The organism is Achromobacter veterisilvae (assembly GCF_900496975.1).
Taxonomy (GTDB): domain Bacteria; phylum Pseudomonadota; class Gammaproteobacteria; order Burkholderiales; family Burkholderiaceae_B; genus Achromobacter; species Achromobacter veterisilvae.
This window is the reverse complement of record NZ_UFQC01000010.1, coordinates 74,589-89,964: the sequence shown is the minus strand read 5'-3', so window position 1 is coordinate 89,964 and position 15,376 is coordinate 74,589. Positions and strand designations below refer to the sequence as shown.

Annotated in this window: 15 protein-coding genes; 7 read left to right on the top strand and 8 right to left on the bottom strand. The window is 68.0% G+C overall.

Annotation, left to right across the window (positions count from 1 at the left end; genetic code table 11):
* The first annotated feature begins 179 nt into the window (after positions 1-179).
* Both AVE30378_RS11285 and AVE30378_RS11280 read left to right on the top strand, forming a co-directional pair.
* Entirely contained in the window at positions 180-1,157 is a 978-nt protein-coding gene (locus AVE30378_RS11285; RefSeq protein ID WP_129240946.1) for a tripartite tricarboxylate transporter substrate binding protein, read from the top strand.
* A gap of 28 nt (positions 1,158-1,185) precedes the next feature.
* Complete coding sequence (locus AVE30378_RS11280) at positions 1,186-1,995, top strand: aspartate/glutamate racemase family protein (RefSeq protein WP_129240945.1); 810 nt, start codon at positions 1,186-1,188, stop codon at positions 1,993-1,995.
* Here AVE30378_RS11280 and AVE30378_RS11275 read toward each other — a convergent pair.
* A complete protein-coding gene (locus tag AVE30378_RS11275) occupies positions 1,943-2,896 on the bottom strand; it encodes a LysR family transcriptional regulator (RefSeq protein WP_129240944.1) in 954 nt (317 codons plus the stop codon). The two genes, AVE30378_RS11280 and AVE30378_RS11275, sit on opposite strands and share 53 nt — an antisense overlap.
* Before the next feature lie 133 nt (positions 2,897-3,029).
* Between AVE30378_RS11275 and AVE30378_RS11270 the strand changes: the two genes are divergently transcribed.
* From AVE30378_RS11270 to AVE30378_RS11250, 5 genes are read left to right on the top strand one after another with little or no spacing between them, the layout of a single operon-like run.
* The gene (locus AVE30378_RS11270) at positions 3,030-4,475 is read left to right on the top strand and encodes an FAD-dependent oxidoreductase (RefSeq protein ID WP_129240943.1); all 1,446 of its coding nucleotides are present in this window, start codon (positions 3,030-3,032) and stop codon (positions 4,473-4,475) included.
* A gap of 13 nt (positions 4,476-4,488) precedes the next feature.
* Positions 4,489-5,850: an MmgE/PrpD family protein gene (locus AVE30378_RS11265; RefSeq protein ID WP_129240942.1), complete on the top strand. Its 1,362-nt coding sequence runs from the start codon at positions 4,489-4,491 to the stop codon at positions 5,848-5,850.
* A 1-nt stretch (position 5,851) separates the two neighbouring features.
* On the top strand, positions 5,852-6,607 hold the full coding sequence (locus tag AVE30378_RS11260) for an SDR family NAD(P)-dependent oxidoreductase (protein ID WP_129240941.1): 756 nt from the start codon (positions 5,852-5,854) through the stop codon (positions 6,605-6,607).
* A gap of 43 nt (positions 6,608-6,650) precedes the next feature.
* Positions 6,651-7,244, top strand: a complete 594-nt coding sequence (locus AVE30378_RS11255) for a cysteine hydrolase family protein (protein WP_129240940.1) — start codon at positions 6,651-6,653, stop codon at positions 7,242-7,244.
* A 22-nt stretch (positions 7,245-7,266) separates the two neighbouring features.
* A complete protein-coding gene (locus AVE30378_RS11250) occupies positions 7,267-8,100 on the top strand; it encodes an aspartate/glutamate racemase family protein (RefSeq protein ID WP_129240939.1) in 834 nt (277 codons plus the stop codon).
* Positions 8,101-8,115: 15 nt separating this feature from the next.
* On the opposite strand, the gene AVE30378_RS11245 is transcribed toward AVE30378_RS11250, so the two are convergent.
* The 7 genes from AVE30378_RS11245 to AVE30378_RS11215 form a co-directional block, all read right to left on the bottom strand.
* On the bottom strand, positions 8,116-9,114 hold the full coding sequence (locus AVE30378_RS11245; RefSeq protein ID WP_165360153.1) for a Bug family tripartite tricarboxylate transporter substrate binding protein: 999 nt from the start codon (positions 9,112-9,114) through the stop codon (positions 8,116-8,118).
* Positions 9,115-9,179: 65 nt separating this feature from the next.
* The gene (locus tag AVE30378_RS32740; protein WP_208742379.1) at positions 9,180-10,178 is read right to left on the bottom strand and encodes an electron transfer flavoprotein subunit alpha/FixB family protein; all 999 of its coding nucleotides are present in this window, start codon (positions 10,176-10,178) and stop codon (positions 9,180-9,182) included.
* A gap of 9 nt (positions 10,179-10,187) precedes the next feature.
* The gene (locus AVE30378_RS11235) at positions 10,188-10,988 is read right to left on the bottom strand and encodes an adenine nucleotide alpha hydrolase family protein (protein ID WP_129240936.1); all 801 of its coding nucleotides are present in this window, start codon (positions 10,986-10,988) and stop codon (positions 10,188-10,190) included.
* 13 nt (positions 10,989-11,001) lie between these two features.
* On the bottom strand, positions 11,002-12,387 hold the full coding sequence (locus tag AVE30378_RS11230; RefSeq protein WP_129240935.1) for an FAD-dependent oxidoreductase: 1,386 nt from the start codon (positions 12,385-12,387) through the stop codon (positions 11,002-11,004).
* Positions 12,388-12,424: 37 nt separating this feature from the next.
* Complete coding sequence (gene tcuA, locus AVE30378_RS11225; protein ID WP_129240934.1) at positions 12,425-13,900, bottom strand: FAD-dependent tricarballylate dehydrogenase TcuA; 1,476 nt, start codon at positions 13,898-13,900, stop codon at positions 12,425-12,427.
* Positions 13,901-13,910: 10 nt separating this feature from the next.
* Positions 13,911-14,627, bottom strand: coding sequence for an ABC transporter ATP-binding protein (locus AVE30378_RS11220; RefSeq protein ID WP_208742378.1), 717 nt, complete (start codon positions 14,625-14,627; stop codon positions 13,911-13,913).
* Entirely contained in the window at positions 14,614-15,372 is a 759-nt protein-coding gene (locus AVE30378_RS11215) for an ABC transporter ATP-binding protein (protein WP_129240933.1), read from the bottom strand. The genes AVE30378_RS11220 and AVE30378_RS11215 overlap by 14 nt, the downstream gene beginning before the upstream one ends.
* Between the last annotated feature and the right edge of the window lie 4 nt (positions 15,373-15,376).

Genomic DNA, 15,376 nt, shown 5'->3' with positions numbered 1-15,376 from the left:
GCGCGCGCGGCCCGGGCAAGAAGGCCCGGGGATCGAATGCTCCGTTCAACAATTCCGAAACGGACGCCGGCGCGAGCATTCAAGATAAGTGAATCGCCTCTTCGATCTCTTCCGGTTCTCCGATCGGCACGGGACGGGCAAAATGCCCCGCAAACCCAATACAAAACCAATGACAGGAGATGACCGTGAAGCGCTTCAAGATTTTGTTGGCCAGTGGCATGCTGGCCAGTCTGGGCCTGGCCGGCGCGGCCCAGGCCGACTATCCCGAGCGGCCGATCCGGCTGGTGGTGGGCTTTCCCGCGGGGGGCGCCTCGGACGTGGCCGCGCGCGCCATCGCCGGGAAGATGGCGGTCTTGCTGGGCCAGCCCATCGTCATCGAGAACAAGGCCGGGGCTGCCAGCAATATCGGTTCGGACTATGTGGCCAAGGCGGCGCCCGACGGCTACACGGTGCTTTTCGGCACCATCTCGCTGGCGGTCAACCCCAGTCTTTATCAGAAACTCACCTATGACCCGTTGAAGGACCTGGCCCCGATTGCGCAGGTCGCTTCGACGCCCTTCCTGGTGGTGGTCAACCCCGGCACGCCCTACCGTTCGGTATCGGATCTGATCGCCGAGGCCAAGAAGCCGTCCGAGAAGCCCATCTACTTCGCCAGCGCGGGCAATGGATCGGGCGCCCACCTCTTCGCCGAGCTGTTCAACAGCCAGGCCGGCGTCAAGATGCAGCACGTGCCCTACCGCGGCGCGGCGCCGGCCATGTCGGACGTGCTGGGCGGGCAGGTACCGCTGGCCTTCGACAACATCGTCACCACCCTTCCCCTGGTCAAGAGTGGCAAGCTGCGCGCCCTGGCGGTCACGACCAAGACGCGTTCGCAGGCCGCCCCGGATATTCCCACCTTGGCCGAGTCGGGCGTGCCCGGCTATGACGCCACGGCCTGGTTTGGCCTGTTCGCGCCCGCTGGCACGCCGCCCGACATCATCCAGAAGCTGAGCGCGACGGCGGCCCAGGCCACGCAGGCGCCCGAAGTGCGCGCCGCGCTGGAGGCGGTCGGCTGCGATCCGATGGGAACCAGCCCCCAGGAATTCGACGTTTTCTTCAAGTCGGAAGTGAAGAAGTGGGCCAAGGTCGTCGACGAGGCCCACGTTCGCGTGGATTGATCCACAACCCGTCCTATACAGTGGTTATATGAAAATCTGGCATCAAAGCTTTACCGTACTCAGCGACCTCGGGCCCTACAGCGAGGCGCTCAAGCGCCACTTTTCCAAGGTGGCGCGGCCCGACACGCAGATCGACATGCACGGCATGCAGGCCGGCACCTACCGCAGCAACTATCCCGGCAACGATATCCGCCATGCGGCCTTCCAGTATGTGCATGGCTTGCAGTTCATGGCGGCCGCGGTGCAGGCCCAGCAGCAGGGCTACGACGTCTATTCGCTGAGCACGCTGCCCGAGCCGGCCTTGCGCGAAATCCGCAGCCTGGTGGACATTCCGGTGGTGGGCTATGGCGAGTCCGCCATGCTGACGGCCTGCATGCTGGGCCGCAAGTTCGGCGTGCTGCTCTTCATCGACGACATGAACGAACTCATCGCCGAGAACGTCAAGAACCACGGGCTCGAATCGCGCTTCGTGGGCGCCATGCCGGTGGGTTTTACGTTCAGCGACGTGCTCAAGGGCTTCAGCGACCCCTCCGAGCTGATCGAGCGCTTCCAGGCCACGGCGCGCAGGCTGATCGCGCAGGGCGCCGACGTCATCATTCCGGGCGAGGCGCCGCTCAATGTGCTGCTGGCGCAGAACGGCGTCGTCGACGTGGACGGCGTGCCCATCCTGGATTCGCTGGCCGCGTGGGTGAAGCAGGCCGAGACCATGCACGATCTGCGGACCCTGTGCGGCATCAAGACCTGCCGCAGGGGCTATTACCACAAGCCCCCCGAGCCCGACCGCGTCAGAGAGGTTTTCTCTTTTTACGGCCTGGACCGACTGCAATCATCGTCGTGACGCTGGGGCGGCGCCGCGCATCGAAGATTTCCAGCAGGAAGTCGATGAAGGCGCGCACCTTGGGCGCCGCGAAACGCGATTTGACCGTCACGGCGTGGAAGGTCCGCTTGCTGGTCTGCCAGTCGGGGAAGAGCTCGACCAGCTTGCCCTGCTTGACCAGGTCGCTCACGAAGACGTCCAGCACGTAGATCAGGCCTACGTCCTGCAGGGCGGCCTGGATCAGCGCCGCCGTATTGTTGAAACTGAGCGGCCCGCCGGGGTTCACCACCACTTCGTCCTCGTCCTTGGAGAAGCGCCAGGGATTGGGCGCGTGGTTGCCTTCGGCGAACAGCCCCAGGCAGCGGCCGGGGTCCAGGTCGCGCGGCGTGGCGGCGCGCATGGCGCCGACCACTTCCGGCGTGCCGCATACGATGTATTGCGCTTCGTAGATGGGCCGGCCCACCAGGTCGGCGTCTTCCACGCGGTCCATGCGGATCGCCACGTCGGTGGCGCGTTCGATGAGGTTGTGCGGATCGTTGGTCAACGAAACGGAAACGGACAGGCCCGGGTGGCGGCGGGTGAGTTCGACCAGGGCCGGGCACAGCAGATTCTGGCCGATGGCGAACGGCGCCTCCACGCGCAGCGGGCCGACGACCTCGCTGCCCTGGATCTTCACATCCGATTCCGCGCGCGCCACGCTGCGCAGGATCTCCTGGCAATGCGGCAGGAATATCCGTCCCTCTTCGGTGAGGTGCAGGTGACGGGAGTTGCGCTGGATCAGCGTTGTGCCCAGGTGCGCTTCCAGGTTGCGCAGGCTGGTGGTAACGGTGGCGTTGGCGAGATCCAGCGATTCGGCGGCGCGCGAGAGGCTGCCGCATTCCATGACGCGTACGAACACCTCCATGGCCCATAGTTTGTCCATGAGTCTCCTTTCGATTTTTTCTAATTGCGCATTAGCCGCCAAGGGCTAACACACGGACAGCGAGCATCCTACTCTATCGAGTGTAGCGCCGATAAATACGGCGCCGATGTCTATTTCCCAAAGGATGGAGAGCATGGAACGTACATTCGATGTCGTGGTGGCCGGTTGCGGCGTGGCGGGCCTGTCCGCGGCCGTGGCGGCGGCCGAGCGTGGCTTGCAGGTGGCGGTGCTCGAGCGCGCCAGCCGCGCCGACCGGGGCGGCCAGAGCCGCTACACCGAGGCCTACCTGCGCATGAAGGCCATCGACCAGGTGTCCGATGACTTCGAGACGCATCTGGCGGAAAACGCCGCGGTCTACATGGACCCCGATTTCGAGGCCGAGATGGCGCAGGGCCGCGAGTCGTGGTCGCACGCCGCGCGCGCGTTGCCGGTGCTGGACCCCGAACTGATCAGTTGCTTCGCCGACCATGTGCCGGAAACCATCGCCTGGCTGCAGGGCATGGGCGTGAAGTTCGACTTCCTGCCCACGCAGTTCCTGACCAAGACCCAGCCCCGCCTCTTGCCGGTGGGCGGCGGCGAGGCGCTGGTCGAGGCCCTGGCCGCCAAGGCCGAAAGCCTGGGCGTGACTTTCCTCTACCACACCACCGCGCGGCGCCTGATCGTCGATGACAACGGCACGGTCCAGGGCTTGCTCGCCCACCATGCGCAGGAGGGCGGCTTGCGCCTGATGGGCAAAGTGGTGCTGGCCTGCGGCGGCTTCGAAGGCAACTCGGCGCTGATGGCCAAGTACATCGGCCCGCGTTCGGTCTACCTGCGCCCGGTGTGCAAGGGCGGGTACTTCAACCGCGGCGAAGGCATCGAGATGGCGTTCGAGGCGGGCGCGGCGCCCAGCGGCGAATTCGGCAGCTACCACGCCGAGCCGGTCGACCCGCGCTCGGGCGTGTCGGAACCGTCGATCTTCATCTTTCCGTACGGCGTCCTGGTCAACAAAGCGGGCCAGCGCTTCACCGACGAGGCCCCGGGCACGGTCGACGCCTATTACGAACGCGTCACCCGCCGCATCTACGAGCAGGAACAGGGCATCGCGTACGTCATCCTGGACCAGCGCGTGAAGGACGTGCCCAACTATCGCTTGGCCATCCGCACCGACCAGCCCGCCATCGAGGCCGACACGCTGGCCGCGCTGGCCGCCAAGATCGGCCTTCCGGAAGGCGCGCTGGAGGCCACCGTGGAAGGCTACAACGCGGCCTGCCCGGCCGAGGACGGCTTCAAGCCGCTGGAACTCGACGGCCTGGCCACGCAAGGCCTCGCGCCGCGCAAGTCCCATTGGTCGCGCCGCATCGAGCAAGGCCCCTTCATTGCCTATCCCATCATTTCGTCGAACGTCTTCACCTTCGGCGGCCTGAAGATCAACCCCTCGGGACAGGTGCTCGACACCGACGGCAATCCCATGGAGAACCTCTACGCGGCGGGCGAAATCGTGGGCACGTACTACACCAACTACACCGGCGCCACGTCGGTGCTCAAGGGGCTGGTGTTCGGCCGCCGGTCGGGCAACCATATCGCGGACGCGCGTTAGGCCGGGACCGGACATGGCAGCGGACAGTACATCGCTGAGCATCGAACTGGCGCAGGCCCTGCTGCAGGCGAGCCATGCCGGCGTGCCCGAGGATATGCGGGCCAAGACGCGCCTGCACATCGCCGATTCTCTCGGCATCGCGCTGGCGGCCCGCGGCACCGAGCTGGGCGGACAGGTGATCCAGGGCTTGCTCGCCGGCCATGGCGCGGGGACGAGCGGCCTGGTCGGCGGAGGGCGCGCCGCGCCGCTGGCGGCCGCTTTCATCAATTCGTCGCTGATCCACATCCTCGACTACGACGACATCCACGATGTCGGGCGCCTGCATCCCAGCACCTGTGTGCTCCCGGCCGCCATGGCGGCCGCGGGCCTGACGCGGGCCACGGACGCGGCGGTGGTCGACGCGGTGGCGCTGGGCAGCGAGTTGATGTGCCGGCTGGGGGCGATTTGCGCGCCGCAGGGCGAAGGCCCGGGCGCGGAATGGTTCCTGACCCAATTGTTCGGCTATCTGGGCGCCAGCGTGGCGGCCGGGCTCGTGCTGGGGCTGAACCCGCGGCAACTGGTCTCGGCGCTCGGCCTGGCCTATATGCAACTGGCCGGCGGCAAGGAGGCCGGCTTCGGCACCGGCGCGACGGCGCGCGGCATCTATCCGGCGTTCGCTGCGCAGGGCGGCCTGCAGGCCGCCCTGCTGGCGCGCGCCGGGGTGACGGGGCCCGCCGGCGCCATGGACGGCGCGGCCGGGTTGTTCCGCCTGTATCTCGCGGGCGCCCTGTCTTCGCGGCAGCGCGCCATGCTGCTGGATTTTTCGATCTGGCACGCGCGGCAGGTGGACATCAAGCCCTGGCCCAGTTGCCGTTTGTCGCATCCGTACGTCGCCGTCGCGCTGGCCGCGCGCGAGGCCTGTCTGGCGCATCCCGAGGCGCGGCTGCGCGTGGCGGTCAACCCCTCGGCGGGCCGCCTCTGCCGGCCGCTGGCCCAGCGCCGGCGGCCCGCCACGCTGCAGGACGCCAAGTACAGCATTCCCTTCATGACGGCCTATACCCTCGTGCATGGGGCGCCCACGCTGCAAGGGCTGTCCAGCCAGGCGCTGGCGGACGCGGCCGTCCTGCGCATGGCCGAAAGAATCGAGCTGGAGGACGGCCTGTCCGACAACCCGGGGCATCCGCAGGCGGTGCTGGCTTTGCTGGAGAACGGGCGAGTGCTGCGGCAAGCCTCCTTCCAGGCGGACGATCTCCGGGTCGACGGGACGCTCGCCAGGAAGAAATTCGATGACTGCCTGCGGCACGCGGCCTGGCCGGACCGGGCCGAGGCTTTGTGGACCACCCTGATGCAAGGCCGCGTGCAGGCGGCCTTCGATATGACTTTCAAGGAATCATGACATGTATCGCGATGATCTTTTCTCGGGCCGGGTCGCCCTGGTGACGGGCGGGGCCGGCGGCATCGGGCGGGCGGTCTGCACTGCTCTGGCCGCGCACGGCGCGCAAGTCGTCGCCGCCGATCGCGCGGCGTTCGAGCCGCCTGTTCCCGGCGTCCAGGGCGCGTCCCTGGACGTCACGCGCCGCGACGACATCGTGCGCTGCATGGACGATGTCGTCGCCCGGCTGGGCCGCCTGGATATCCTGGTGAACGTGGCCGGCATCGTGTCCATGGGCAACGCCGAAACCCTGGCCGAGGCGGAATGGGACCGCGTCATGGACATCAACCTCAAGGGCACCTTCCTGTGCTGCCAGGCCGCCATCGGCCACATGAAGCGCGCAGGCGGCGGCCGCATCGTCAACATGGGCTCGGTGATCGGCAAGAATGGCGGCAATCCGCGCCCCTGGCTGGCGCCAGGCGAACAGGACCGCGCCAGCAATGTTGCCTACGGCGCGTCCAAGGCCGGCGTGCACATCATGACGGCCTTCCTGGCCAAGGAGCTGGCGTCGGCCAACATTACGGTCAATGCGGTGGCGCCGGGCCCGGTCGCGTCGGCCATGACCACCAATTTTCCGCAGACCCTGCGCGACCTGATTCCCATGGGCCGCATGGGGGCGGCGGACGAAATCGCCGCGGCCGTGCTGTTCCTGGCCGCGCCGCAATCCGGCTTCGTCACCGGCGAGATACTGGATGTCAATGGCGGCATCTGGTGCGATTGAACGTTCTTTACCCAAGCAAACTTTTTTTAAGGCAGATTCAACCATGCAACAACCCCGAGCCCTATTCCTGGTCCTCGACATGCAGAACGACCTGGTGCACGCCGACGGTCCCAATGGCAAGAGCCCGCTGGGCGAGCAAGTGCGCGAACGCCAACTGATCGCCAAGACGGCCAGCGCGATTGCGCGCGCCCGCGCCGCGGGCATCGCCGTGGGCTTTGTGCGGGTCGGCTTCTCGGAAGGCTATCCCGAATGCCCGCAAGGCTCTCAGGTGTTCTCGGCCGCGCCGCAGCACGGCCTGTTCAAACTGGGCGCGTGGGGCACCGAGATCCACCCGGAACTCGAACAGAAGGTGGGCGACATCCAGGTCGTCAAGCATCGCGTCAGCCCGTTCTACTCGACCACGCTGGAAGCCCAGTTGCGCGCCCAGAACATCCAGCGCATCTATTTCTCGGGCGTCTCCACGCAGGCTGTGGTGCAGGCCACCGCGCGCGACGGCCATGACCGCGACTACGAAATGATCCTGCTCGAAGACCTGTGCGCGGCGCACAGCGCGCAGGAACATGCCAACTCGGTCGGCAGCATCGGCCGGTTCTGCAAGACCGAGAGCAGCGAAACCGTGGTGTTCGCTCACCCCTGACGCGGGCATGGGAGGATAGACCGTGAAAATCTGGCATCAGAGCTTTACCGACCTGGACGTGTTCGCGAAGTATCGCGACACGTTGCAGGCGCATGCCGATGCGGTCATGGGAGCGCGGGCGCAAGTCGTGGTGCACGGCCTGCGCCCGGGCACCTATCCTCCCGGCGTCGCGCCGATGAGCGTCAACAGCAGCGCGGGCATGCGCCTGCTCAATGTCCGCCAGGTCTGCGAGGCCGCCGAAACCGCGCAGGCCGCGGGCTACGACGCGTTCGCGCTGGGCTGCTTCTTCGACCCGGGCCTGGTCGAGGCGCGGTCCCTGGTGGACATTCCCGTGGTCAGCCTGACCGAGAGCTGCCTGTTGACCGCCTGTTCCCTGGGCCGCAGGGTCGGCATGATCGCGCTGACGCCATTCCAGAAAATGCAGACCGAAGACCTGGCGGCGCAGTACGGTTTGTCCGGGCGCCTGTCGGGCGTGGTGTCGATGAGCCCCGCGGTCGACCTGTTCGACCTGGAGGGCGACGAGGCCGCGGCGGCCTCCGTCCGGGACCGGTTCATCGAGGCCTGCCGCGTCGCCCTGGCGCAAGGCGTCGAAGTCATCATCCCGGGAGACGGCGTGCTCAACGAGTTCCTGGTGCGGCACCGGCTGCTGTCGGTGGAGGGCGCGGCCGTACTCGACGCGCTGGGCGTGTTGTTCCACCATGCGGCGTTCTTCGCGAACGCCCGCGCCGCCGGTTGTCTCGACATCAGCCGGCGGCAGCTCTACGCTTCGCCCACCGAGGCCATGAGGCGCCACGCCAGGCAGGCCCTGGGCGCGGCCGCCTATCCGGAAAGCGCATTCTCGGGCCGCGCCGGCTAGGCGCGGCCCGGTTCGTCAATTCGTCATTTCGACGCCGGCATCCTGGATGACCTTGCCCCAGCGCACGTAGTCGTCGGCCAGCCGTTTCTGGAAGTCCTGCGGCGTGTCCATGACCGCGGGCGCCATGGCGGCATCGGCCAGCGCCGTCTTCACTTTGGGTTGGGCCACTGCGTGGCGCAAGGCCGCATCCACCTTTGCGACGATGGCGTCGGGCGTGCCCGCCGGCGCGAAGATGCCCACCCAGTTCTCGACGTTGAAGCCCGGCAGGAATTCCTGGGCGGTGGGAACGTCGGCCAGGAAGTCCACGCGCTTCTCGCTGGTGACGGCCAGCGCCGTCAGGCGGTTTTCCTTGATCAGGCTGTAAAGGGGCGGCAGATCCATCACGATGCCGTCCACGTGGCCGCCCAGCGTGTCGGTAACGGCGGGCCCCGCGCCCTTGTAGGGCACGTGGAGGATATTGCCCTGGACCTTGCGGAGCAGTTCGATGGTCAGGTGGGGCAGGCCGCCCGAGCCGGAGGAGGACAAGGTTATCTGCTGCGTCTTGGCGCGATCCAGCAGTTCCTTCAAGGTCTTGACGCCGCTCAATCGGGGGCCGACGGCGATGGCTTCCGGCGTAAGCGCCATCATGTTGACGGCCTTGAACGCCTTGGGCGCGTAGAAGGGCGGCGACTTCATGGTCTGGGGCGCCAGCACGATGGGGCTGATGCTCGAGAGCAGCAGCGTATAGCCATCGGGGTCCGATTTGGCGACGTGGTCCGCGCCGATGACGCCGCTGGCGCCGGCACGGTTTTCCACCACGACCGAAGCGCCCAGGGCCTGGCCCAGTTCCGGCGCGATGATGCGCGCGGCGATGTCGTTGGAGCCGCCGGGCGGATAGCTCACGATGAGGCGTATGGGCTTGCTGGGGAAATTGTCCGCGGCCAGGGCGGGGGCTGCGGCCGCCAGGGGAAGAAGGGCCAGGAAAGCCGCCAGCTTGCGCAGCGCGCCGCGGCGGGTGGGGGGATGGTCTTGCATGGTTTGTCTCCGTCTTGTCATGGATGGTCTTCGCGTTCTGTGCCTGCGCGCCGCGATAGGGGTGTTCAAGGGGCTGGAATGGTATCCAGTGCGTCCAACAAGGCCGGCAGCAGAGTTTGCCACTCGGCGACGGCGCCAGCCTCGGCGACGTTGAAAATATTGGCTTCGGCGTCCTTGTTGATGGCGACGATGCGGGTGTGGGGATCGATGCCCGCCAGATGCTGGGGTGTACCCGAAATCCCGATCGCCAGATAGATGTCGGGGCTTACGTACTTGCCGGATATGCCCACCTGGCGGGTCACGGGCGCCCAGCCCGCATCGACGGCGGGCAGGCTGGCGCCGACCGCGCCGCCCAGCCTGGCCGCGATGTCGTACAGGAGGGGGAAGGCCGTGTCGCCGCCCATGCCGCGGCCGCCGGACACCACGATGCGCGCGCCGTCGAGACCGGCGTGGGGTTCATTGCGCGGCAAAGGCGTGAGCGGAAGCGCCGCCCGTGGGGCGGGCAGGCCGTCGAGCATGTGCATTGCGGTTTGCCGTGGCGGCGCGGACGCTTGCCCGGCCAGGGGCCGGACGGCGGCGATCATGGCGCCCGTGCAGGCATGGGTGACGGTAAGCCGGTTGCCGTAGGCGCCGCGCGTGGCGCGCAGCCCGCCTTGCGGGTCGAATTCAAGCGTCGCGCAGCGGCCCAGCGGCACCGCGCCCAGGCGCGCGGCCAGCGCGCCGGCGCAGGCCTCGTGATCGGGATGGGCGGCCACCAGCATCAGGGCATGAGGCACGTGCGCGGCCAGGCCTTCGGTTTGCAGCGCGCCGGCGAACAGGTCGGCGTATTGCTGCGGCTGCGGGGCGGGCGACGGCGTCGGGATGAACCAGGCATGGTCCAGCCCGGCGAGCCGCGCGCTGGACCATGCCGCTTCGCTTGCCGCCGGCGGTCCGGCCATCACGGCATGGGCGCCGCCGCCGCAGGCGTCGGCGAGTCGCCGGGCGTGGTCCATGAGGGCGCGATCGGCGGCCGGATCATCGCCGCAGTCCGGGACCAGGGCCAAGAGGGTGGGAGTATCGGACATGGATGGCATCTAGGAGTGGGCGGTCGCCGGCGCGCGCAGGTAGGCGGCAAGCGCGGCCGCCTGCGCTTGAACCGGGCCGGTGAACAGCTTGCAGGCCTGCGCGCCGCGCGCGGCGGCTTCGGCCGGCGCGGCGTGGACCAAGGCGGCGCGCGCGGCGGGCTGCGCCGCATCCGGCGTGGCCTGCTCGAATGTGAATTGCTTGGCCAGCGCCACGTTCTTCATGAGCGGATGGCGCAGGCGATTGCTCTTGTCGTTGCTGATGCTGGCCATGGCAGGCGCCGGAAGGGCCAGCGATTCGTCCTGTTGCGCGCCGCTGCGCAACAGCGTCCAGCCGCCTTCCGCGCGGGCCTGCACCTGCAAGGCCAGGCCCACATAGGGCAGGCCCCAGGTTTCCGCCAGGTAGGCCGGCGCCATGCCGTCGTCCAGATCGCCATGCTCTCGGCCGATCAGGATGAGGCCGGGCCAGGCATCGCCTTCGCGCAGCAGGCCGGGCGCATGCTGCGCCAGCCATGGCGGGTTGCCGCGCTGGGCGGCGGGCGGCGACAGGCCCCGCACCCGGTCGGGCTTGAGCGCCGCGATGGCCCGCAGCAGCGCCGGATCGTGGGCGCCGTCGGTGACGATGGCCGTGACGCGGGCCGCCGCGCCCTGGTCGCGCAACTTGAGCGCGATTTCCAGCGCCGCCTCGTCGAAGGGACTGAGCTTGTAGGAGACGGCGGCGGAGCCGGGCAGGTCGCGCCAGTCGCCCGAGGCGGGCTTGGGCAGCGGCTTCCTGGGATCGGCCACGCCGGCGAGGAGTACGGCGACATGCATGACTGTCCTCGTCTCAGTCGGCCAGCGCGGTACGCGCGGCGATGCGGCCGAAGATGGCGGCCTTGCCCAGGGCGGAGCCGGTCATGTAGGCCGCGCCATGCAGGCCGCCCACGACCTCACCCGCGGCGTACAGGCCCGCCAGCGGCTCGCCATAAACGTCCAGCACGCGCATGGCGGCATCGACGCACAGGCCGCAATAGGTCCCGTACACGGCCGCCGCGGAAGGATAGGCGTAGAACGGAGCCTTCTGGATTTTCACCAGCTTGCCGTGCTGGTGCACCAGGTGCTCGCGGCCGAATTCGGGATCGTGGCCGGCATCGACGTAGCGGTTGTAGGCGTCGACCGTGTCGACCAGCGCGTCGGCGGGCACCTCGATCATGCCGGCCAGTTCCTCCAGCGTGTCCGCCTGGATGACCAGGCCTTCCTCGTGGCGCCGTTCGATGTCCAGGATGCGGGTCTGGTTGTCGCCGCTATCGAAGATGGGCTGGTCGAAGATCTGGAAGGTGGCGCTATAGGGTTGCTGGATGCAGGCGTCGCCCAGCAGCTTGTACGAGATGGACTCGTCGACGTAGCGCTTGCCGTTCTGGTTGACGGCGATGGCGCCCTTGTAGACTGCCAGGAGGCTGTGGTGGTTGGTCTCGTCGGTGGGATGCTTGCCGTAGGTGCCTTTGATGTAGATCATGTCGCGGCAGTCGGCGCCCAGTTGCTGGGCCATCTTCAGGCCGTCGCCCATATTGCCCGCGCCGCCGATGAAGACGGCCGTCTCCTCGTTGTACTGCGGGGCATAGCGGTGGACAAGCCCGGCGTTCTGCACGAAACCGCCGCTGGCCAGCACCACTCCGCGGCTGCCCAGCACCTTGAAGGTTTCGCCGCCGCGCTCCGCGGTCACGCCGATGACGCAGCCGCCTTGCGCGTCGCGGACCAGGCGCAGCGCGCGGGTGCCGGCCAGGAGCCGGACGCGGCCGGTGCGCTGGGCGCTGGCCGCCAGCGCGCGTACGGCGTCGGCCGGATCCACATTGTGCACGCGGGGCACCGACTGGCCCGAGGAGGTTTCGATATGCGGTCCAAACTGCACGCCGGCCCGCTTCATCCATTCGTAGGTGTCGAGCTGGTTGTCGACGTAGGCGCGCACCAGGCTTTCGTCGTTCTCGAACTTGCCGACTTCGCGCAGGTCCTTGAACAGCAGCTCATTCGAGTCGTCGACGCCGTTGGCCAATTGCAGGTCGGTGCCGGCAAAGGCCAGGCACCCGCCCGACATGGCCGACGAGCCGCCGGTTTCGGAGAGCTTTTCCAGCAGGATGACATCGTGGCCGTCCTGGGCGGCCTGAAGCGCGGCCGCGAAGCCGGCCATGCCGGCGCCGACGACCACCAGGGTGGTATTCAGATCGGAATTTGTCATGCGGTATCCGTATAGGGTCGTGATGTCAGGAACGGGCTCATGCGCGGGCCAGCGACGCGGCGTGCGCGCCGGAAATGCGGCCGAGCACCGAGCCGGCGGTCAGGCCGATGCCGCCCGCGTACTTGACGTAGTACAGGCCGCCGACCATTTCGCCGGCCGCGTACAGGCCCGGCAGCGGATGGTCGTCGCCGTCGAGCACCTGGCCGTTCGGATTGACCTTGACGCCGGCATAGGTGCAAGTGATGCCGCAGGTGACGGCGTAGGCCACGAAGGGGCCGGTGTCGAGCGGATGGGCCCAGTTGGATTTGGGCACCGCCAGGCCGCGCGTGGCGCGGCCGTCCTTGATCGCGGGGTTGAAGGGCACGCTCTGGTCGATGGAGTCGTTGAACTCGCGCACCGTCTGGAGAAAGCCGCGCGGGTTGATGCCTTCCATTTGCGCGGCAAGTTCTTCCAGCGTGTCGGCCTGCAGGCGGGTGGCGTGCTTGACGCGATACTCGTCGGGCAGGAGGCCCGCGGTCTTGGCATCGAACACCTGCCAGGCCACGGCTCCCGGCTGGGCCAGCACGCGGGCGCCCATGCCCGAGTAGGTGTAGTTGCGGAAGTCCAGCCCCTCGTCGACGAAGCGCCGGCCATCGGCGTTGACCACGATGCCCAGGTTGAAATAGTTCTTCTGCTGGTTGAGCAGGTCGATGTCGCCGAAGGCGGGGGCATTCAGGTCGTAGAACACGGCGTGGCAGCCTGTCCAGTTGCCATGCGCGATGGCGCCGGCGCCCACCGCCATGTCGATGCCGTCGCCGGTGTTGTAGCGCGAGCCGCGCACCTTGGCGAGGTCCCAGTTGGGGCCCAGGTACTGGGCGCGCCAGCGCACGTTGGCATGGAAGCCGCCGGTGGCGAGCACCACGGCGCGCGCCCGCAGCTTGCGGGTGGCGCCGTTCTCCTCCAGGGCGACGGTCCAGGCATCGCCTTCGCGCTCCAGTCCGCAGGCGCGCGCGCCGTAGCGCAGATCCAGGCCCAGCTTCTCGGCGCGATCGTAGAGCGCCTGCATGAGGCCCAGGCCGCCGCCCGAGACCTCCACGGTCAGGCCGCCCCAGAACTTGTTCTTGCCGTCCACCTTGAAGGACTGGCGGCCGTAGATGGGCATGAAGCGTACGCCATGGGAACGCATCCACATCATGGTGGGGAAGCTCTGGGTGACCACCGTGTCGAGGACGTCGGCGTCGGCGCGATAGCCGCTCATGGCTACCGCCTCGTTGTAGAACTGGTCTTCCGTGTAGCTGCCGAAGTCGCTGTTGGCGAGTTCGTCCTCGCTCAGGTCGGGGATCAGCGTCTTGAGGTCGTCGTTGCCTTTGTACGCGATGCGGAAAGCGCCGCCGGTAAAGGCGGAGCTGCCGCCGCGGTTGTCCTTGGGGGCGCGCTCGATAACGATGACCCGGGCGCCCGATTCCTGGGCCGACAAGGCGGCGCACAGGGCGGCGTTGCCGCCGCCTATCACGGCGACATCGAAGATTTCCATCGTGTGTTTCCTATAGGTAGTAGTTGCGCGCCACGGCGGCATAGTCATCGCCGAGGTCCGAAGGGACGCCCGCGCCGGCCAGCGCGCCGTCGCGCAGGATGTAGTAGCGGTCGGCATGGCCCAGCGCCAGGGCCAGGTTCTGTTCAACGATCATCATGGTGGCGCCGCCGTCCTTGAGCACGCCCATGATGCGGCCGATTTCATCGACGAACCTCGGGGCGAGGCCGGCCGAGGGTTCGTCCAGCAGCAGCACGCGGGGGCGGCCCATCAGCGCGCGGCCGATGGCCACCATTTGCTGCTCGCCGCCGGACAGCGTGGCCACCCGCTGGTCGAGGCGCTCGCGCAGCCTAGGGAAATAGTCGTAGACGCGGGCCAGGTCGGTGGAGATATCGTCCTGGCGGGACACGGCGCCCAGTTCCAGGTTGTCGCGCACGGTCATGGCGGGGAACAGGTCGCGGCCCTGCGAGACCTGCACCACGCCGCGGCGGAAGACCTGATACGGCGGCATGCCGCCGATCGCCTGGCCCTGCATGCGGATGTCTCCGGCCGCGGGTTTGAGAAAACCGCTGACCAGATTGATGAGGGTGCTCTTGCCCGCGCCGTTGGCGCCCAGCAAGGCCACGACTTCGCCGGGGCGTATCTCGAGCGAGACCCCGCGCAGCGCCGCGGCCTTGCCGTAGCGGTAGGCCAGGCCGGAGACCGACAACAAGGCTTCAGTGCTTGCCAAGATACGCCTCCAGGACGGCGGGGTGCGAGCGGATGGCCTCGGGCTTGCCGTCGGCGATCAACTGGCCGTAGTTGAGCACGGCGATGCAGTCCGACACCGCCATGACGAGGTCGATCGTGTGTTCGACCAGCAGGATGGCGATGCCGTCGGCGGCCAGGCCGCGCAGCACGCGCATCAGATGGTCGCGTTCGCTGGCCGAGAGGCCCACGGCGGGCTCGTCGAGCAGCAGCAAGTCGGCTTTGGCGGCCAGGGCGCGCGTAATCTCGACGATGCGCTGCTGCCCCGAAGAGAGGTCGGCGGTCTTGCGGTCGGCCAGTGCGGCGATGTCCATCAGATCGAGCAGCGCATGGGCGCGCGCCAGGGCCTGGCGTTCGGCGGCGCGCGCCTTGGGCAGGCCGAAGAGCAGGCCGATCGCGGAGCTTGCCGTCTGCTGGCTCAGGCCGGACAGCACGTTCTCCAGCACGGTCATCGATGCGAAGGCGCCGCCGTTCTGGAAGGTCCGCCGCATGCCCAGGGCCGAGATGCGGTGCGGCAGCATGCCCCGCACATCGCGGCCTGCGAAGCGTACCGTGCCGGCGTGCGCGGGGATATAGCCGGTGATGGCGTTGAAGAGCGTGGATTTGCCGGCGCCGTTCGGGCCGATGATGGCGCGTATCTGTCCGGCTTCCAGCGTGAAGGACACGTCGGTCAGGGCGTTGAGCCCGGCGAAGGAGACGCTGACGCGGTCGAGTTCCAGCAAGGCCATGGCA